The organism is Streptomyces fragilis, from assembly GCF_003112515.1.
GTDB classification, from domain to species: Bacteria; Actinomycetota; Actinomycetes; order Streptomycetales; family Streptomycetaceae; genus Streptomyces; species Streptomyces fragilis.
The window spans coordinates 286,665-306,325 of sequence record NZ_BEVZ01000008.1 but is presented as its reverse complement, the minus strand read 5'-3'; the positions used below and the strand labels follow the sequence as shown (position 1 = coordinate 306,325).

12 protein-coding genes are annotated in these 19,661 nt (G+C 72.7%); 3 read left to right on the top strand and 9 right to left on the bottom strand.

Annotation, left to right across the window (positions count from 1 at the left end):
• Window positions 1-60 precede the first annotated feature (60 nt).
• Window positions 61-1,038 carry a pirin family protein gene (locus Sfr03f_RS25905; RefSeq protein WP_108956578.1) on the top strand — a complete coding sequence of 326 codons (978 nt, stop codon included), beginning with the start codon at window positions 61-63 and terminating at the stop codon, window positions 1,036-1,038.
• Between the two features lie 114 nt (window positions 1,039-1,152).
• Here Sfr03f_RS25905 and Sfr03f_RS25900 read toward each other — a convergent pair whose 3' ends face one another.
• Entirely contained in the window at window positions 1,153-3,510 is a 2,358-nt protein-coding gene (locus Sfr03f_RS25900) for a SpoIIE family protein phosphatase (RefSeq protein ID WP_108956577.1), read from the bottom strand.
• 194 nt (window positions 3,511-3,704) lie between these two features.
• On the opposite strand from Sfr03f_RS25900, the gene aspS reads away from it, so the two are divergent.
• Window positions 3,705-5,468 carry an aspartate--tRNA ligase gene (gene aspS / locus Sfr03f_RS25895; protein WP_108956576.1) on the top strand — a complete coding sequence of 588 codons (1,764 nt, stop codon included), beginning with the start codon at window positions 3,705-3,707 and terminating at the stop codon, window positions 5,466-5,468.
• Between the two features lie 69 nt (window positions 5,469-5,537).
• Here the strand turns inward: aspS and Sfr03f_RS25890 are convergent, their stop codons facing one another.
• From Sfr03f_RS25890 to Sfr03f_RS31390, 7 genes are all read right to left on the bottom strand, one after another.
• The gene (locus Sfr03f_RS25890; protein ID WP_108956575.1) at window positions 5,538-8,600 is read right to left on the bottom strand and encodes an FG-GAP-like repeat-containing protein; all 3,063 of its coding nucleotides are present in this window, start codon (window positions 8,598-8,600) and stop codon (window positions 5,538-5,540) included.
• Window positions 8,601-8,821: 221 nt separating this feature from the next.
• Window positions 8,822-9,697, bottom strand: coding sequence for a helix-turn-helix domain-containing protein (locus Sfr03f_RS25885; RefSeq protein ID WP_108956574.1), 876 nt, complete (start codon window positions 9,695-9,697; stop codon window positions 8,822-8,824).
• 297 nt (window positions 9,698-9,994) lie between these two features.
• On the bottom strand, window positions 9,995-10,582 hold the full coding sequence (locus Sfr03f_RS25880; protein ID WP_108956573.1) for a Uma2 family endonuclease: 588 nt from the start codon (window positions 10,580-10,582) through the stop codon (window positions 9,995-9,997).
• Between the two features lie 200 nt (window positions 10,583-10,782).
• Complete coding sequence (locus Sfr03f_RS25875; protein ID WP_108956572.1) at window positions 10,783-11,250, bottom strand: hypothetical protein; 468 nt, start codon at window positions 11,248-11,250, stop codon at window positions 10,783-10,785.
• Between the two features lie 91 nt (window positions 11,251-11,341).
• On the bottom strand, window positions 11,342-11,707 hold the full coding sequence (locus Sfr03f_RS25870) for a PH domain-containing protein (protein ID WP_108956571.1): 366 nt from the start codon (window positions 11,705-11,707) through the stop codon (window positions 11,342-11,344).
• A 148-nt stretch (window positions 11,708-11,855) separates the two neighbouring features.
• On the bottom strand, window positions 11,856-13,565 hold the full coding sequence (gene metG, locus Sfr03f_RS25865; RefSeq protein WP_108956570.1) for a methionine--tRNA ligase: 1,710 nt from the start codon (window positions 13,563-13,565) through the stop codon (window positions 11,856-11,858).
• 149 nt (window positions 13,566-13,714) lie between these two features.
• Window positions 13,715-15,964, bottom strand: coding sequence for a VWA domain-containing protein (locus Sfr03f_RS31390; protein ID WP_245967753.1), 2,250 nt, complete (start codon window positions 15,962-15,964; stop codon window positions 13,715-13,717).
• 311 nt (window positions 15,965-16,275) lie between these two features.
• On the opposite strand from Sfr03f_RS31390, the gene Sfr03f_RS25845 reads away from it, so the two are divergent.
• The gene (locus Sfr03f_RS25845; RefSeq protein ID WP_108956569.1) at window positions 16,276-18,384 is read left to right on the top strand and encodes a PhoX family protein; all 2,109 of its coding nucleotides are present in this window, start codon (window positions 16,276-16,278) and stop codon (window positions 18,382-18,384) included.
• A 16-nt stretch (window positions 18,385-18,400) separates the two neighbouring features.
• Here the strand turns inward: Sfr03f_RS25845 and Sfr03f_RS25840 are convergent, their stop codons facing one another.
• A complete protein-coding gene (locus Sfr03f_RS25840) occupies window positions 18,401-19,489 on the bottom strand; it encodes an endonuclease/exonuclease/phosphatase family protein (protein ID WP_245967752.1) in 1,089 nt (362 codons plus the stop codon).
• Between the last annotated feature and the right edge of the window lie 172 nt (window positions 19,490-19,661).

Genomic DNA, 19,661 nt, shown 5'->3' with positions numbered 1-19,661 from the left:
CTAATCTCTTCCTCGAGGATGCAGCCGCCCTGGTTGCCGCCGCACAGGAGGTACACCGCCATGCCCGCCGTGACCGTCGAGAACACCCTGGCCCTGCCCCGCGTCACCGCGCCCGCCGAGGCCGTCGCCCGTCCCGTGCTGACCGTCACCACCGCGCCCAGCGGGTTCGAAGGTGAGGGCTTCCCGGTGCGGCGCGCCTTCGCCGGCATCGCCCACCGTCACCTGGACCCGTTCATCCTGATGGACCAGATGGGTGAGGTGGAGTACGCCCCGGGCGAGCCGAAGGGCACCCCCTGGCACCCCCACCGCGGCTTCGAGACCGTCACGTACATCATCGACGGCGCGTTCGACCACCAGGACAGCCATGGCGGAGGCGGCTCGATCACCAACGGCGACACCCAGTGGATGACGGCGGGCAGCGGCCTGCTGCACATCGAGGCGCCGCCGGAGCAGCTGGTGATGTCCGGCGGCCTCTTCCACGGTCTGCAGCTGTGGGTGAACCTGCCGGCCAAGGACAAGATGATGGCCCCGCGCTACCAGGACATCCGCGGTGGCACGGTCAAGCTGCTGACCTCCCCCGACGGCGGCGCGCTGATCCGCGTGATCGCCGGTGAGCTGGACGGCCACCAGGGCCCGGGCATCACCCACACCCCCATCACGATGATCCACGCGACCGTCGCCCCGGGCGCCGAGATCACGCTGCCCTGGCGCGAGGACTTCAACGCCCTGGCCTACGTGCTGGCCGGCCGCGGGTCGGTGGGCACGGAGCGGCGCCCGGTGCACACGGGTCAGGCTGCCGTGTACGGCAAGGGCTCCTCGCTGACCTTCCGGGCGGACGAGCGGCAGGACGGGAACACCCCCGACCTGGAGATCGTCCTGCTGGGCGGCCGGCCGATCCGCGAGCCGATGCAGCAGTACGGGCCGTTCGTCATGAACACCCGCGACGAGCTGGTGCAGGCCTTCGAGGACTTCCAGAAGGGGCGCTTCGGGCAGATCCCGGCGGCGCACGGGATGACGGCGTCCGGCCCGCAGGCCTGACCGCAGACCGGACGGGGGCCTGACCGCAGGCCGACGGAGGCCTGACCTCCAGCCGGGGCGGCGGGGCACCGCCGCCCCGGGGCCCGCCGCAGGAGCCGGACGCGCCCGAGCCGGTCAGTCCGGCTCGGGCGCCCGCTCCGGCTCGGGCCCGGGCTCGACCCCCGGCCCCGGCCCCCGCTCCCGCCCCGGCTCGACCTCAGGCCCAGACCCCGGCTCAGGCCCAGACCCCGGCTCCGGCCCCGGCTCGACCTCAGGCCCAGACCCCGGATCCGGCCCAGGCCCCGGTTCAGCCGCGCGCCCCGGCTCGACTCCCGCCTCGACCTCCGGCTCGGACCCCGGCTCGTGCAGCTCGAACCAGATGGTCTTGCCCACCCCGCGCGGATCGACCCCCCACGCCATGGCGAGTTCCTCGATGAGGAACAGACCGCGGCCGGAGGACGCCATCTCCCCCGGGTCGCGCCGGTGGGGCAGGGCCTCGGCCAGGTCGGTGACCTCCACCCGCAGCCGGCGCCGCCCCTCCGGCCCGATGACCCGGGCGAGCAGGGTCGCGTCCGCGTCGGTGTGCATCAGGACGTTGGCGATCATCTCGGAGGTCAGCAGCACCGCGGAGTCGATCTGGTCCGGGTCCCGCCAGTCGTGCAGCAGCTGCCGCAGCTCGGCCCGGGCGTCGCGGATCCGGTCGGCCTCGTCCTGGGCGACCGTCGCCGCCATCTGGCGCGTCGGCTTCAGCAGGGCGCCGCTCGCGTCGCGGGCCGTCCCGTGCCCGGGGACCCGGTGCAGCAGGACCAGCGCGATGTCGTCCTCGCGGCGGTCCGGCAGCGGACCGACGTGCCGGTGCGACGCGGGTCCCACCACCATGGAGATGAAGGCGTCGGCGAGGCCCTCCATGTCGTCTCCCTGGTACGCCTCGAACACGTCGCGCACCCGCTCCCAGCCGGTCAGCAGGTCGTGGCCGCCGGTCTCCGCCAGGCCGTCCGTGCACAACAGCAGCGTCTCCCCGGGCGCCAGCGTGAACTCGGTGGTGGGGTAGTCCGCGTCGGGGACGATGCCCAGCGGCAGCCCGCCCGCGGTGGGCCGCAGCAGGACGGTTCCGTCCGCCAGGCGGATCACCGGGTCGAGGTGGCCGGCCCGGGCGATGACGAGCGCGCCGCTGTCCGGGTCGACCTCGATGTAGAGGCAGGTCGCGAACCGGGGGTCGTCGGCGCCCTCGGCGTCGTTGACGCCGTGCAGGAAGCGGGAGGCGCGGGAGAGCACCGCGTCCGGGGTGTGCCCCTCGGCGGCGTAGGCGCGCAGTGCCATGCGCAGCTGGCCCATCAGGCCCGCCGCCCGCACGTCGTGGCCCTGGACGTCGCCGATGACCAGCGCGAACCGGCCGCCCGGGCCGAGGGCCGAGGCACCGCCGGGCAGCCGGATCATGTCGAACCAGTCCCCGCCGACCTGCAGTCCGCCGCCGGTGGGCACGTAGCGGCCGCTGATCTCCATCCCGGGGATCTCCAGGCCCAGGCGCGGCATCATCGAGGCCTGCAGGCCCTCCGACAGTTCGCGCTCGGTCTCCGCGGTGCCCGCCCGGGACAGGGCCTGCGCCAGCATCCGGGCCACCGTGGTCAGCACCGAGCGTTCGTCGGAGGTGAACTTCACCGGATGGCCGAACCCGGCCATCCACGCCCCCATGGTCCGGCCCCCCACCACCAGGGGGAGGAAGGCCCAGGACTTGCGGTGGTAGGGCTCGGCCAACGTCCAGCCGGTCGGGTAGCGCGAGCGGTACTCCTCGGGCGAGCGGAGGTAGACGGCCCGGCCGGTGCGGACGACCTCGGCGGCGGGGTAGTCCGCCTGCACCGACATGCGGGCGAACGGCTTCTCGTCCCCGCCCGGGTACCCGTGGTGGCCGATCAGCGTGATCCGCTCCCCGTCGGTGCCGAACACCGCGAGGCCGTTCGGGGAGAAGCCCGGCATGGCCAGCCCGGCGGCGACGCGCAGCACCTCCTGGGTGGAACCGGCCTCGGCCAGCGCGCGGCCGGCGTCGAGCAGGAACGCCTCCCGGCTGCGCCGCCAGTCGCCGATCACCGGTCCGTGCGAGGCGGGGCCCGAGGTGGGATCGCCGACCTCCTGGATGATGCCGACGACCTCGTAGGAGTCGCGCTGCTCGTTGTAGGACGGCCGGCAGCGGGAGCGCACGAGCCGCAGGACCCGGCCCTGGCCGTCCATCACCCTGGCCCGCACCTCGGCGAGGGTGTCCTCGGCGAGCGCCAGCTGGACCACGCCGAGCATCTCGCTCCAGTCCTCCGGATGGAGCCGGGCGCGCACCTGCGCCTCACGCAGCACCGTGGGCTCGGCCGGCAGGCCGAGCTGACGGGCGGTCTCGGCGTCGGCGGTGATCCGGTCCCCGGCGGTGTCCCACTGCCAGAGGCCGACCGACAGAACCGACAGGACCTCCGTGACCTTCTCGGCCGGCAGGTGCTCGTCGTGGCGCATTGCTCCACTGTAGGAAGACGGTGACCCAGCCTGCCATCCGAAGCATGCGCATATGTTCCGTTCGTCAGCGCCTCCCGGGGCCCGGGAAGCCGGGGAAACCAAGGGGAAGGGGCGACAGCACGACCGGTACCCTGGGAGGGCCCGGCCGAGCCATGCCGGGAGACCCCACCTCCACGAAGACTGGATGAACGACGATGCATCGGTACAGGTCCCACACCTGCGGCGAGCTCCGCGCCTCTGACGTCGGCACCGACGTCCGGCTGAGCGGCTGGCTGCACAATCGGCGCGACCTGGGCGGCATCCTCTTCATCGATCTGCGCGACCACTACGGCATCACCCAGCTGGTCGCCCGTCCCGGCACCGCCGCGTACGAGGCGCTGGACAAGATGTCCAAGGAGTCGACCGTCCGGGTGGACGGCAAGGTCGTCTCCCGCGGCGCGGAGAACGTGAACGCCGACCTCCCGACCGGTGAGGTCGAGGTCGAGGTCGGCGAGGTGGAGCTGCTCGGCGCGGCCGCCCCGCTGCCGTTCACCATCAACGCCGAGGACGGGGTGAACGAGGAGCGCCGTCTGGAGTACCGCTTCCTCGACCTGCGCCGCGAGCGGATGCACCGCAACATCATGCTGCGCACCGCCGTCATCTCCGCCATCCGGCACAAGATGACCGCGCTCGGCTTCAACGAGATGGCGACGCCGATCCTCACCGCCACCTCCCCCGAGGGCGCCCGCGACTTCGTCGTGCCCTCGCGCCTGAACCCGGGCCGCTTCTACGCGCTGCCGCAGGCGCCCCAGCAGTTCAAGCAGCTGCTGATGATCTCCGGCTTCGACCGCTACTTCCAGATCGCGCCCTGCTTCCGCGACGAGGACGCCCGCGCCGACCGTTCGCCGGGCGAGTTCTACCAGCTCGACGTCGAGATGAGCTTCGTCGAGCAGGAGGACGTCTTCCAGCCGATCGAGAAGCTGATGACCGAGCTCTTCACCGAGTTCGGGGGCGGCCGCGAGGTCACCTCGCCCTTCCCGCGGATCCCGTTCCGCGAGTCGATGCTGAAGTACGGCTCCGACAAGCCGGACCTGCGCGCCAAGCTCGAGCTGGTCGACATCACCGACGTCTTCGAGGGCTCCGACTTCAAGGCGTTCGCCGGCAAGCACGTCCGCGCCCTGCCGGTGCCGGACGTCGCCGCCCAGCCGCGCAAGTTCTTCGACCAGCTCGGCCAGTTCGCCGTCGACCTGGGCGCGCAGGGCCTGGCCTGGGTCCGCGTCGCCGAGGACGGCTCGCTGACCGGCCCGATCGCCAAGTTCCTCACCGAGGAGAACGTCGCCGAGCTGACCAAGCGCCTCGGCCTGGCCGCCGGCCACGCCGTCTTCTTCGGCGCCGGCGAGTTCGACGAGGTCTCCAAGATCATGGGCGCGGTCCGCGTCGAGGCCGCCAAGCGGGCCGGCCACTTCGAGGAGGGCGTCTTCCGGTTCTGCTGGATCGTCGACTTCCCGATGTACGAGAAGGACGAGGAGACCGGCCGGATCGACTTCTCGCACAACCCGTTCTCGATGCCGCAGGGCGGCATGGACGCGCTGGAGAACCAGGACCCGCTGGACATCCTGGCCTGGCAGTACGACATCGTCTGCAACGGCGTGGAGCTGTCCTCCGGCGCGATCCGCAACCACGAGCCGGAGATCATGCTGAAGGCGTTCGAGATCGCCGGCTACGACGCCGAGACGGTCGAGCGCGAGTTCGCCGGCATGCTGCGCGCCCTGCGCTTCGGCGCCCCGCCGCACGGTGGCATCGCCCCGGGCGTGGACCGCATCGTGATGCTGCTGGCCGACGAGCCCAACATCCGCGAGACCATCGCCTTCCCGCTCAACGGCAACGCCCAGGACCTGATGATGGGCGCGCCGACCGAGCTGGACGAGGCCCGCCTGCGCGAGCTGCACATCTCGGTGCGCAAGCCGCAGCCGAAGTAACCGCCCGACAGCACCACAGGGGCCCGGCCCCGGAGTCGTTCTCCGGCGCCGGGCCCCTGCCTTTTCCGCTCAGAAGAGCCCCTTGTACCCCTGCCAGCCTGTGGTGATCCTGGTCCTGGAGGAGAACGACCCCTTGCCGTCGCCGTTGTTCCGCCAGACGTTGCCGGAGGTGTCGCGGCAGACCAGGTCGGCCCTGCCGTCCCCGGTGATGTCGCCCACGCCGACGACCACGTTGTACGACGCGCCCCAGTCGGTGAAGACCTTCACCCGGTTCTTGAACTGGCCGCTCGCGGTGCCGTCGTAGCGCCACAGCTCGTTCGACTTGTCCTGCGCCAGCAGGTCACCGAAGCCGTCGCCGTTCAGATCGCCGGCGCCCAGGATCTTCTTGTAGGTCCATCCGGAGCGGATCTTCACACGTGCCGACAGCTTGCCGGTGCTGGTGGCCTTGTGCAGGTGGATGTCCCCGGTGGAGCTCTGCCGGGTGATCAGGTCGGCCCGGCCGTCACCGCTCAGGTCGCCCGGCGAGGTCAGCACGTCGTACTGGTTCCAGCCCGTTCCCAGCGAGGTGGAGGCGGTGGACGGGGTCACGGCCGAGGCACAGCCGGGGCGGTAGGCCCGCAGTTCCCCACTGCTGTGCCGGACCAGCATGTCGTTGCACCGGTCGCCGTCCAGGTCGCCGAACGGCACGGGACGGACCGTGGTCGCCCATCCGGAACCCGAGCGCTTGCCGCTGAAGGTGCCGGTGCCGTTCCCGTACTGGTACGTCAGACCGCCCGAGCTGTTCAGCGTCACCAGCTCGCCGAAGCCGTCGGAGCCGACGAAGTCGCGCGGCACAGGGGTGGCGCCGGTGACCTTCAGCGTGCCGGTCCGGGTCAGCGCGGCACCCTGGCCGTCGGCCGGGGTGGCGGTCAGCGTCCAGGTGTGGGCGCCGTTGGGCACCAGTCCGCCCGCGCTGTCCTTGCCGTTCCACGACGCCTGGACGGTGGACCGTGCGCCGGTGCCGGTCAGGGTGCGGACGGTGGCGCCGGTGGCCTTGTTCCTGATCACCAGCTTCCAGGAGGCGGCCTGCTTGGAGAGCCACCAGCGAGGGCTCCACAGCGAGGCGCCGCCCTTCACGTCGACGGAGCCGGCGACGGAGGAGTCGGTCTGGGCGAGCGGGGAGAGGGGGATGCCGCTGGGCACCAGGTGGATGTTCTGCCTGCCGTCGACGTGCGCGATCAGACCGGTGTACGGGTCGACGTCCCACGGCAGCCCTGACTGGAAGGCGCCCAGCGTGTGCGTCTGGGGCGTGCCGGTGCGGAAGTCCGTCACCGTGAGCGTGCCGTCCTCGTCCGTGACGACGAAGCCGTCACCGAGCTTCGCCGGCGGCAGATCACGCCCGGGGTCCTTCTCGAGGGTGAGGTTGGTCTTCGTCACGGTGTCGTAGACGCCGCGGGTGTCGGCCGACGATCCGAGGCACGTCCACAGCAGCCAGCGGCCGACGGCCTGCAGGTCGCCCGGCACGCAGCCGCCGCGGGCGGCACTCCACCGCACCGCCTCGCCGGCCTGCCCGGTGGACAGGTCGACCGGCACGACGCCGTTGCCGGCGGTCTCCCCCACCCACACGGTGGTTCCCCACATCGCCATGGCGTGGCTCGCCGAGGTGACCACGGTGCGGCCGGTGTCCGCGTCGACCACCCGGGTCTCCGCGGGGACCTCCGCGGTGTTCTCGGTGGCCATCGCGACGTGGCGGCCCGCTGCCTCCAGGACGCGGACGTAGGTGCGGGAGGCGTCGACGGGCCTGCCCGGCAGGGACTCCGCCGGGCCGATCACCCGTGGCACACCGTCCGACGGCCACGGCTCGGAGATCACCGTGCGCCCGTCCCCGGTGTCCGTGATCTCCGCACGGTCGGTGGCGGCGCCGCGGAAGACACGCGCGCCGACGGTCGAGGTGCCGGCCGTCCGCGTGTACATGTGCACGCGTTCGTATTCGGCGTTCCACTCCAGCACGCTCAGCCGGCCGTCGGTGAGGGCGAGGTCCCTGATCGGACGGGTCACCGTCTGCAGTTCACCCGCCGCCACCCGCCGGGTGCCGAGCGTGCCGTCGGAGCCTTCCGTGATCAGGTGCACGCCCCACCGGGTGAGGTCGTCCCCCGCGCCCGGGATCAGCAGCCCGCCGTCCGGGGTGGCCATGCCGAGGCCCAAGTTCCGGGCCAGCACCGTTCCCGTCGTCGATCCGTCGGCGGCCAGCGACTCCAGGCGCCACACGGCGGCGGAGGAGCCCGCCGCTCCCAGCGAGGGGTCGACCCGCGAGACGAGGAGCGTGTCGCCGATCATGCCCGCCAGCATGGTCTTTCCGTCGTTCTCCAACGGGACCCTGCGGACGGGCGTGCTCAGGTCGTCACGGGAGTAGACGGACACGGTGTCGCTCCCGTCCCACGCCGCCAGGTGCGTGGTGCTGAGGAACGACCTGCCCGTCATGTTCACCGTCACGTGACCGGGCAGTTCGGTCAGCCGGCCTTCCACGGCGTCGAGCCATCCCGTCCGGGCCGCCCCGTCCCGGTAGTACTGCACCACTGTGCCGCGCGTGTCGGCCACCGGCGCGATGGCGGTCATCACCGAGGTGATGCCCGCCGGTACGCCGGCCACGGCGCGCTCCCGCAGGGTGCCGTCGTCGCCGGTGTCGAGCAGACGCCACGTCCAGGCGCCGTCGACGTACCGGGTCGTCAGCACGGTCCGCCCGAGGGTTCCCTCGTACTCGTGTCCCGTGGGAAGGACGAGTGTCGAGACGGCGCCCCCGGCAGCCATGTCCCGCAGGGACACGGTGCGCGTGCCCTCGTCGTAGCGGACGACGACGTCCGAACCGGCACCGAGATCCGATGTGCCCGGGGTGGAGTCCCCTGAGGCGTCGACCACCGTGTCGTGACCGTCGTACGTGGTCCACAGGTGGCCGCGTCCGGGTTCGTACCGCAGGAAGCCCGACGGTCCGGCGCCCAGCACAACAGTGCCCGGCCGCTGGTAGGTCTCCGCGGGGACGATCACCTCCGCGGTCTCGTCGGCCTGGGCCGTCCCTACGACGACTCCCGCACCGAGGGCCAGGGCCAGCGAGGTGGTGACGGCGACGGCAACACGTATGAGGGCAGGTCTGCCCACTCGATTCCTCCACTGCTGTGCGAGTAAGGGAGGTTCACGCGGCGGAGGAGCGACGGCAGCCGGTACGTGCCGCGGACTGTTCAATCCTCAACAGCCATGTGGAACAGCCGGATCGTAACAGCGGGACCGCTGCGCGCTCCATCGTGATGTGCCCCCTCGCGTGGTCCCGCAGGAGCACCGCTGCCAGGGTGTCCGCCGCGGGGCTGCCGAGCGCCTGGCACTCACGCGGCCTCCCCGCGATCGGCGCGGCAGTCGCGGCAGTGGCCGGGCTCCGGTGCGCGGAAGGCGCGGTCGCAGGACTCGCAGGTGTGGAGGGGGTGCCGGGGGTCGGGCGCCGGGGCGGCCGCGGGCCGGTCGGACGGCAGGGGCGGCAGGGGTGGGAGCTGGGCGGACAGGCGGTGGGCGAGGAGAGCGGCCGGGCGGGCCAGGGGCTCGGCGGGCAGGTTCTCGGTCAGGGCACGGCGCACGGCGGAGGGAGGGACGTCCCGCTCCAGCCAGGCGGCGACGCCCGGCGCGAGGTGTTCGGCGTCGGTGGCCGACAGGAGGAGGCGCGGGTCGTGGCGGCGCAGGCCGGCCAGGACGTCGACGGCCGCCCGCAGGAGGACGGGGGCGGGGAAGGCCGGCTGGGGCACGGCGGGGAGGCGCTTGCGTGGCGCGGGCTCGTCCGGGGTGGTGCGCCGGGCCGGACGCCGGGCGGCCGTCTCCCGGGCGGCGCGATGACCGGGCCTGTTGCAGGAGACCGTGCGGGTGACGACCCGGCCGGTGGACGTCCGCTCGCGGGTGCGGCGCAGGTAGCCGTGGGCCTCGAGCTCGCGCAGGGCGGCGGCGATCCGGGCGGTGCCCTCGGGGAAGCGGGCGGCGAGCGTCTTGATGTCGACGGCGGTGCCGGGCCGCACGGACTGGATGTAACAGGCCAGCCCGATGGCCAGCAGCGACAGCTCCCGGTGCTGGGCCAGGTCGTTGCCGATCACCGTGAAGTTCTCGGTGTGGCGGACGTGTTCGTGGACGACGCCCGCGAGCGACGGCCCGGCGGGGTGGTTTGTGCCGCGGTTACGGGACCGGGCGCGCGAGGGCGCGCTAGGGTCTTCGGTACCCATCGGGAAGCCCTTTTCTTCCTCGGTGGTCAGGCCCTCGCACTGGGATGCCAGTCCCGGCGGGGGCCGTCACATGTCTGCGGTGGTGTCGCGCTGAGCGTAAGGCAGGCAACCGGGGTCAAATCCAGCCCTCCCGGGCATATTCACTCGCGGGAGTGAGTCGCGCCCGACGGGCGGGAGGGGTGGGGTTTGGTGGGGTGTTTTCTCCGCAGTGGGTAGTTCATAGGGAGCGCAGGTAGGACCGGGGACCGGCCCTCCGGGTTCCGGTGCGCCGCCCACTCCGACAGCAGGGCCCCGCCGTCAGCGCGACCAGTCCTTGAGCGGCTCGGTGTCCAGCTCGATGCCGACGGGGCCGGGCAGCGTCACCGTCTTCCCGTACGGCACGACGACCTGCCGCGTGTACCGGCCGTTCTCCGGCTCGGAGTGGACCTTGACCTCGCAGGAGTCGCGGTCGATGAGGAGGAACACGGGGATCCCGGCGCCGGCATAGGCGCGGGGCTTCTCGACGCGGTCCCGGGCGTTCGTGTCGCGGTCGTGGGACGTCACCTCGACCACCATGAGCACGCCGTCCGGGCTCGCCCATTCACCTTGGCCCGCGAAAGTGCCCGTCGGAGCCAAGGAACCGTCAGGGCGGGCGTTGCCCTGACGGTACCCGTCGACACGGAGGCCCTGATCGGAGTAGAGCCACCAATCCGTTCGCGCCTGCATGCACAGGCGGCTCAGCCACTCGATGATCGTGCTGTGGTCACCGTCAGGCATCGGCTTCTCCAGGACGCGCCCCTCGAGGAACTCCAGCCGCAGCGCCTCGTTGACCCGGTCGGCCATCCTGGCCAACTCCTCGAACTCTTCCTGGTTCAGCACGCTCGGGCGTTCCTCGGCGGCGCTCACGTCTGCCTCCTCGTGGGTAGGTGACGTTTTCAGCGTACGCAGGGCGGTCGCCATGGGCACTCCTTCCGCTGTGCGCTCCATCGATTCGGGCATCGGTCATACGGCCGAACGTAGAGGCGGCGGACCCGGGGAACGTCCGGTTCGCCCGGGCCTCACACGATCAGGGAGCGGCGAGGGCGCGGAGGTGACGGCGGTGGGCGTCAGGCCTCGTGGGCGCCGTTCCACGGGGGGCCGAAGCCGAGGCGGTCGGGGTGGAGTTCGGTCCACTCGTCGCCCTCGTCCTCGGACTCGACGAGGAGGCCGAAGAGGACCCCGTCGACGGTGCGGCGGAAGGGACGGACCGCGATGTCGCCGTAGGAGCGGGAGGGCAGGGTCTCCAGCAGCTTGGTCAGGTGGGCCTCGGCCTGGCCGAGGACCGCCGGGTCGCTCCGCTGGTCGGCCCAGGTGCCGCCGAACCAGACGTCGGTGTCCCGGTGGACGCCGTCCGCGTCGAAGGTGTGCAGGACGGCGTAGAGCCGGCGCTGCCGCTCCCACCCGTCGTCGGGGCGGTACCCGACGGGGTACGCGTACGTCACCGACGCCAGGAACTGGCCGCCGGCGTAGCGGCCGATGGTGGCCGTACGGCCGTCCGGCTCATGGGCGATCGGAATGACCTGGGGAATTGCCATGAGCGGCAACCTAAGGCCCAACGCCCCCCGTTGCGAAGCCGGGCGGCCGCAACGCCCGGGATGCGCGGATTCCGCACCCCGGCGCGGCGGTTCAGCCGGCTACGTACTGCGTGAGGATCGCCTGGACCTCGTAGATGTCGACGCCCTTGGTGAAGGTCTTCTGGATCGGCATCGAGGAGCCGGACACCCAGATCTTCAGCTCCGCGTCCAGGTCGAACGTGCCGGCCGTCTCCACCGCGAAGTGCGTGATGGAGCGGTACGGGATCGAGTGGTACTCGGTCTTCTTGCCGGTGATGCCCTGCTTGTCCACCAGGATCAGACGGCGGTCCGTGAGCATGATGGTGTCGCGGATCAGCAGGTACGCGGCCCGCACCTGCTCGCCCTGGCCCATCAGGCGGGCGTACTCCTGCTGCGCCTGGGCCGGGTCGATCGGGTGCGCGTTGCCGAACAGAGCCATGTGGTCCCCCCACGTGTGGTGTTTCCACCGGTCAGCGGCGTGACCGGTGTGTCCGGGAAGACGCGCGGGGCCCGGGAACGGTTGCGTTCCCGGGCCCCACCTCACGTGGCGTCACCGCCGGCACGGAGGTCGCGGCCGGCAAAGGGGGTCACTCGCCGCCGAAGCGCTCCTTGTAGGCCTCGAGGTCGTCCTCGGTCAGCTTGGCGAAGAGCACCGGCGGCACCGTGAACGGCGTGCCCACCGGCAGGAACGCCAGCGCGCGCGCCTCCTCGGCCGACACCCACGTGGCCGTGTCACCGTCGAGCTGGAACGCCTGGCGCATCGCCGCCGCGCTGGCCGGGATGAACGGCTCGGAGACGATCGCGTACAGGTGGATCAGGTTCATCGCCGTGCGCAGGGTCAGCGCGGCGCCGTCCTTGTCCGTCTTGATCTCCAGCCAGGGGGCCTTCTCCTCCAGGTAGGAGTTGCCCGCCGACCACAGCGCGCGCAGCGCGGCCGCGGCCTTGCGGAACTGCAGGGCCTCCATCTGGGTCTCGTACTCGGCCAGCAGCGCGGCGATCTGCTCGCCCAGCTTCGCCTCGGCCTCGCCCGCCTCGGCGCCCGCCGGGACCTCCTCGCCGAAGCGCTTCTTCGAGAAGGACAGCACCCGGTTCACGAAGTTGCCGAGGGTGTCGGCCAGGTCCTTGTTGACCGTCGCCGTGAAGTGCTCCCAGGTGAACGACGAGTCGTCGGACTCCGGGGCGTTGGCGATCAGGAAGTAGCGCCAGTAGTCGGCCGGCAGGATCTCCAGCGCCTGGTCGGTGAAGACGCCGCGCTTCTGCGAGGTGGAGAACTTGCCGCCGTAGTACGTCAGCCAGTTGAACGCCTTGACGACGTCGACCTTCTTCCACGGCTCGCGCACGCCCAGCTGGGTCGCCGGGAACATCACCGTGTGGAACGGGACGTTGTCCTTGGCCATGAACTGCGTGTAGCGGACGGTCTCGTCGGCCTCGTACCACCAGGACTTCCAGTCCCGGCTGTCCGGGTCCACGTCCGCCCACTCCTTGGTGGCGCCCAGGTACTCGACCGGGGCGTCGAACCAGACGTAGAAGACCTTGCCCTCGGCGGCCAGCTCCGGCCAGGTGTCGGCCGGCACCGGCACGCCCCAGTCGAGGTCACGGGTGATCGCACGGTCGTGCAGGCCCTCGGTCAGCCACTTGCGGGCGATGGAGGACGACAGGTGCGGCCACTGCTCCTCGTGGGCGGACACCCACTGCTCGACCTCGTGCTGCAGCTTGGACTGCAGCAGGAACAGGTGCTTGGTCTCGCGGACCTCCAGCTCGGTGGAGCCGGAGATCGCCGAGCGCGGGTTCACCAGGTCGGTCGGGTCCAGGACGCGGGTGCAGTTCTCGCACTGGTCGCCGCGGGCCTTGTCGTAGCCGCAGTGCGGGCAGGTGCCCTCGACGTAGCGGTCCGGGAGGAACCGGCCGTCGGCCGGGGAGTAGACCTGGCGGATCGCCCGCTCCTCGATGAAGCCGTTCTCGTTCAGCTTCCGGGCGAAGTGCTGGGTGATCTCGACGTTCTCCTGCGAGGAGCTGCGGCCGAAGTGGTCGAAGGCGAGGGCGAAGCCGTCGTAGACCGCCTTCTGGGCGTCGTGGGCCTGGGCGCAGAACTCGGCGACCGGCAGACCCCGCTCCTTCGCCGCCAGCTCGGCGGGGGTGCCGTGCTCGTCGGTGGCGCAGATGTAGAGGACGTCGTGACCGCGCTGGCGCAGGTAACGGGAGTACACGTCGGCCGGGAGCATGGACCCCACCATGTTGCCCAGGTGCTTGATCCCGTTGATGTACGGAAGGGCGCTGGTGATGAGGTGTCGAGCCACGGGGCTGCTCCCAGGTCGCAATGTCTTCGAACCTTGAAATCGTAGCCGACGCGGGGGTGCCGCCCGCCTCCCGTTTTGACCAGTGGGAGGAGGGCGGCACCGTTGATCTTGCGGGCCCGGGCGTCCGGGCCGGGGGCCCGGCGGCGGACCTACTTGGAGGCGGGCTCCCAGTCGGCGAGGACGCCGTCGTAGAGCTCGCGGTCGGTGAGCTCCAGCGGGGTCGGGCCGGCGTGGAAGAACGCGGTGTTGCCGGTCTTCAGCTTCCGCGCGTAGTCGAACGCCTTGTTGTCGTGCTCGCCGAACGCGACGAGGGAGAAGAACACGGCCGGGTGCGAGGCGGCGGCGTCGGTGAACGCCTGGGTGGCCGGGGTCTTTGCGTCGGGTGCGCCGTCCGTCTGGAAGACGACCAGGGCGGGCGCCTTCGGGTCCGTCGAGGCGTCGTGGAGGCGGAGCACCTCTTCGACGGCGGCGTGGTAGCTGGTGCGGCCCATCCGGCCGAGGTCGGCGTGCAGGTCGTCGATCTTGTTCTCGAATTCGGCGAGGGTGAGTTCGCCGGTGCCGTCGATCTCGGTGGAGAAGAACACGACGGGGAGGACGGCCTTCTCGACGCCCTCGGGGGCGAGGTGGGCGGCGAGGGCGAGGGCCTGCTCGCCGAGCGCCTGGGCGGAACCGTCCTTGTAGAACGGGCGCATCGAGGCGGACCGGTCGAGCACCAGGTACACGCGGGCCCGGGCCTTCGCGAGACCACGTGCCTCGAGGGCGGCGGAGGCGGCGGAGTACGCGGGGGCGAGCGTCGCGGGCACGGCCCCCGCCTCGTCCCGGTCCCCCGCGACGACCCCAGCCGCGTCCCCGTCGGCCTCGGCGTCGGCCTCCGTCCCCTCCGCGTCGACCTCGGACTCGGCGTCGTCGGCGTCGGCGGCGTCCGCCTGCGCGTCGGACTCGGCGTCGGCGTCGGCCTGCGCGTCGGACTCGGCGTCGGCGTCGGCCTGCGCGTCGGGCTCGTCGTCGGCGTCGGCGGTGGCCTGCGCGTCGGACTGGGCGTCGGCGGTGGACTGGTCCTGGTCATCGGCGGCGGGCTCGTCGTCGGCGGGCTCGTCGTCGTCGGCGGCGTCGGCCTGCGCGGCGGGCTCGGCCTCGGCCTCGGCGGGCTCGTCGGCATCCGCCTGCGGCGCAGCCTCGTCGACGGCCGGCTCGTCCTCGGCGGCGGCCTCGTCAACGTCGGCGGACTCGTCCTGAGCAGCGGGCTCGTCCTCGGCGGCGTCGGCCTTCACGTCGTCGGCGGGCTCGTCCTGAGCAGCGGGCTCGTCCTCGGCGGCGTCGGCCTTCACGTCGTCGGCGGGCTCGTCCTGAGCAGCGGGCTCGTCATCGACGTCGGCCTCGGCGGGCTCGGCCTCGGCCTCCGGGGCGGACTTGTCGGCGGCGGTGTCGGACTCGGTCTCGTCGCCGGTCTCGTCGTCGGCGGGCGCCGCAGCGGCCTCCGTCTCGGCGGAGTTCGCGTCCTCGGCAGAGGTCTCAGCGGCGGCCTCGGCGTCATCGCCCTCGGCACCGGCGTCGGCCTGCGGGGCGGCGTCGGTCTCGTCCTGCGCGGCGGACCCGTCCGTGGAGGCGTCCTCCGACGCGGCCTCGGCAGCGGGCTCCTCGTCGGCGGCGGGCTCATCGACCGTGGTCTCGGCCTGCTCGCCGGACTCCTTGGTGGCGGCGGGGTCATCGCCGTCGACCTCGGCGCCGGCTTCGACGGTGGGCTCCGTCTCCGGCTCGTCCTGCGCAGCGGAACCCGCAGGCTCCTCGGCCTCGGCCTCGGCAGCGTCCGCCTTGGCAACGGCCTCGGCGGCATCGGCAGCGTCCGCCTTGGCGGCGGCCTCAGCGGCGTCGGCGGCGTCATCGTCGGCGGCGTCGTCAACGTCGGCGGCGTCGGCGGCGGCGTCGGTCTCGCCGGCCCCCTCCTCCTTCGCCTCCTCGATGCGGGCCTCGATCTTGGCCTCCGCCTCGGCCAGGTCCTCCGGCTCGGCCACGGCCTGCGGCACCGGGGCGCCGTCGGGGCCCTCCCCGTCGGCGGCGGACTCTCTTGCCGTCGGAACCGCGTCGTCGCCCGGCGCGGCGGGGGACGGGATGGCGACGCCGTCGAACGCGGCGGACACCAGCTCGTGCTCCGTGTCCCCCTTCGGCTGCTCGGGCGAGGAGGCAGGCGCCGGCACCTTCGCCGCGCCGTCGGACTCGGCGGCCGAGGAGGCACCGGAAGCGGACGAAGAGGAGGAAGCGGGGGTGGAAGAGGAGGAGGAAGAGGAGGAGGACGCCTCGTCCGGGGCGCCACCCTGCGCCGGGACCGTGGGCTCCGGCTCGGCGGCACGTTCCTTCCGCGCCTTCCCGAACTTGTTCCGCAGGAGAGAGAAGATGCCCATGTGTCGCTACCCTTCGGAGGAGCTGAAGCCCGTCGAACGCTGGCCAGGACGGACACGTAAGGTTAGCGGCCCCCTTGGGGCCACTCGGTAAGGGGCGCACGCCCCGCGCCCCCGGCCGCACCCGACCGGACGCGTCCCATCGGGTGCACCCATGCCCCGACGGGGTCGGAGGACACCGGCGAAGCCCGCCCCGCGCCTCAAGACCCGTATCGCTGCCGTCGGTTCAGCCTCCGTTCACCCGGACGATCCGTCCCGGCACGTCTTCCTCCCTAGCGTCACGCCCACACCTAGGGCACAAGGGGAGAAACGAAGTGCGCAAACCGCTGCCGCTCATCGGAACGCCGTCCGCCGCTCACCCCGGCGGCCGGTCCGCACTGACCTGTCGCTTCCGGTGCGGTGACGCCTGCTTCCACGCGGTCCCGAACACCAGCGGCAACGAGTACATCGGCGACATCGTGGCCGGCGCCGTCAGCCGCCGCTCGGTGATGCGCGCCGCCGCGGTGGTCACGGTCGCCGCGGCTGCGGGCACCGCGACCGCCGTGGGAGCGGCCCGGCCCGCTCAGGCCGCACCGGCCGCCGGGGCCGGCCACGACCACGCCGGAAGGCCCGGCAAGCCCGGGCGGCCCGGCAAGGTGGACGGCGCCCGCGGCCTGCGCTTCACGCCGGTCGCGCCGAACACCGCGGACCAGGTCACCGTCCCCGACGGCTACGGCCAGAACGTGGTGATCCGCTGGGGCGAACCGATCCTGCGTGGCGCCCCGGAGTTCGACCCGGAGCACCAGAGCGCCGCCGCCCAGGCAGGCCAGTTCGGCTACAACAACGACTTCCTGGCGCTGCTCCCGCTGCGCGGCGAGCCGCACCGCCAGATCCTCGTCGCCAACCACGAGTACACCGACGAGATCCTGATGTTCCGCGACTACGACGCCGCGAACCCGACGCGCGACCAGGTGGAGATCGCCTGGGCGGCGCACGGCCTGTCCGCCGTGGTCGTCGAGGAGGACCGCCGCACCGGGGCGCTGCGCCCGGTCCGCCGGCACCGCCTCAACCGCCGGGTCACCGCCACCACGGAGTTCCGCCTCACCGGTCCCGCGGCGGGCTCGGACCTGCTGAAGACCTCCGCCGACCCGACCGGCCGCAAGGTGCTCGGCACCCTCAACAACTGCGCGGGCGGCGTCACTCCGTGGGGCACCACGCTGCACGGCGAGGAGAACTTCAACCAGTACTTCGCCCACGCGAGCCGCCCCACCGACGCCCGCTACGGCATCGGCACCGGCGCCACCGAGCGCAAGTGGGAGCGCTTCGACAAGCGCTTCGACCTCGCGCAGGAGCCCAACGAGGTCCACCGCTTCGGCTGGGTCGTCGAGTTCGACCCCACCGATCCCGACTCGGTTCCGCGCAAGCGCACCGCGCTGGGCCGCTTCAAGCACGAGGCCGCGACCGTCCGCCTCACCGACGACGGCCGCCCGGTGATCTACTCCGGCGACGACGAACGCTTCGACTACGTCTACAAGTTCGTCGGCTCCAAGCGGATGGCGCGGGGCAACTCCCGGGCCGCGCGTGAGCACAACCTCACGCTGCTCGACGAGGGCACCCTCTACGTGGCCCGCTTCACCGGCGACTCCCCCACGGCCGAGATCGACGGCACCGGGAAGCTGCCGTCGGACGGCGAGTTCGACGGCAGCGGCGAGTGGATCCCGCTGGCCACCGCGACCGCCGACGGCGCCGTCTCGCACGTGCCGGGCATGACGGCGGAAGAGGTCTTCGTCTTCACCCGGCTGGCCGGCGACAAGCGCCAGGCGACCAAGATGGACCGCCCGGAGGACGTCGAGCCGAACCCCCGCACCGGCAAGGTCTACGTCGCCCTGACCAACAACAGCAACCGCGGCAAGAGCGCCGATCACCCCGCCGCGGACGAGGCCAACCCGCGCAACCTCAACAAGCACGGCCAGGTCCTGGAGCTCACCGAGGCCCGCAACCGGGCCGACTCGGTCAGCTTCGCCTGGAAGCTGTTCCTGGTCGCGGGTGACCCGAACGACCCGGCCACCTACTTCGCCGGCTTCCCCAAGGAGAAGGTCAGCCCCATCTCCTGCCCGGACAACGTGGCCTTCGACCCGCACGGAAACCTGTGGATCTCCACCGACGGCAACGCGCTCGGCAACCACGACGGCCTGTTCGGCGTCGCGGTGACGGGCGAGCGGCGCGGTGAGCTGAAGCAGTTCCTGACGGTGCCGAAGGGTGCCGAGACCTGCGGTCCGCTCGTGCAGGACCGCCGGGTCCTGGTGTCCGTGCAGCACCCGGGCGAGGTCGACGGGGCGGACGTCGCCAACCCGGCCTCGCAGTGGCCCGACGGGCCGGGCACCTACGTCCGGCCCGCCGTGGTCGCGGTGTGGCGCAAGGACGGCGGGGACATCGGCGTCTGACGCCGGGAGCGAAGCGTCAGCGGTGGAGGGCGAGGGTCACCAGCAGGGCACGGTGGTCCGAGCCCTCCATCCGCAGGAAGCGCGCGTCGCGGGCGGTGAAGGCGGCCGAGACCAGCACGTGGTCGATCTGGACGCCCGGCGTCGGCCCGCCGGTCACCGGCCAGCTGGACGTGCGCGCGGCGCCGGCCAGGGCGGCCGCGTCGCCGAGGCCGCCGTCGTGCAGCAGGCGGCGGAAGGCGGCGTGGTCGCGGGAGGCGTTGAAGTCGCCGGCGACGATCACGGGGGTGTCCTCGGCGGCCGCACCGCCCTGGACCGCCCGCTCCCCGGGCCCCTGCCCCCGGACCGCCCGCTTCCCGGGCCCCTGCTCCCGGGCCGCCCGCTCCCCGGGCTCCTGCTCCCGGGCCCAGCGGCGCAGGCCGTCCAGCTCCGCGCGCCAGGCGGCGAGCCGGCCCGGGGTCGGGGGAGAGGGGTGGGCCAGCTGGAGCCGCACCCGGTGGCCGTCCGCGTCGACGAAGGCGCCCGGCTGCCCCATCTCCGCCGGAACTCCCTCGGCCGGCGTCAGGGGCCACCGGGAGAGGATCACCGAACCGGCCGGGCCCCGGGCCTCCACCGCGTGGTGGTGCGGGTGGGTGCCGGCGAGGGCGGCGCCCAGCTCCCGCACGCAGTGGGGGTCGCACTCCTGGACGAAGACGAGGTCCGGCTCCTCGCGCCGGACGAGGTCCACCAGGGCGCCGGCGGCCCGGCCGAACTGCAGGTTGGCGGTCAGCACCCGCAGTGCGGCCACGGGAGCCCCCTCGGCGGGGCGGGCGGCGCCGGGCGCGGCCGTGTACCAGGTGAGGAGCGCTGCCAGCCCCGCTCCCCAGACCGCCAGGGCGGGGCGCCGGGCGGGCAGCGCGCACAGCAGCCCCAGACCGGCCGGGACCAGCAGCCAGGGCAGGAACGCGAGCAGTTGCGGCACCGGGGTGGGTCCGTCGGCGTCGGCGACCCGGAACGCGGCCACGGCGGAGGTCCCGGCCAGGAGCGCCGCGGACCCCCAGGTGGCGACGGTACGGCCGGCGCCGCGGCGTCCCCCGCCGGGCGCCTGCTCCTGGTTCGTGGTGGCCACAGCCCCATCGTGCCGTGACAGCAGGGGTACTCGCCCGTACGGGCCGGAAATTTCCCTCCCGCGGACGGAGCACCGGAGGCCCGACGGGGCTACCGAAGGTAACCCCGACTGACACCGCAACCCGTCCTGACCAGGCAGAACGCGGGCCGGACGGGAGTCCTCGGTCACAGAT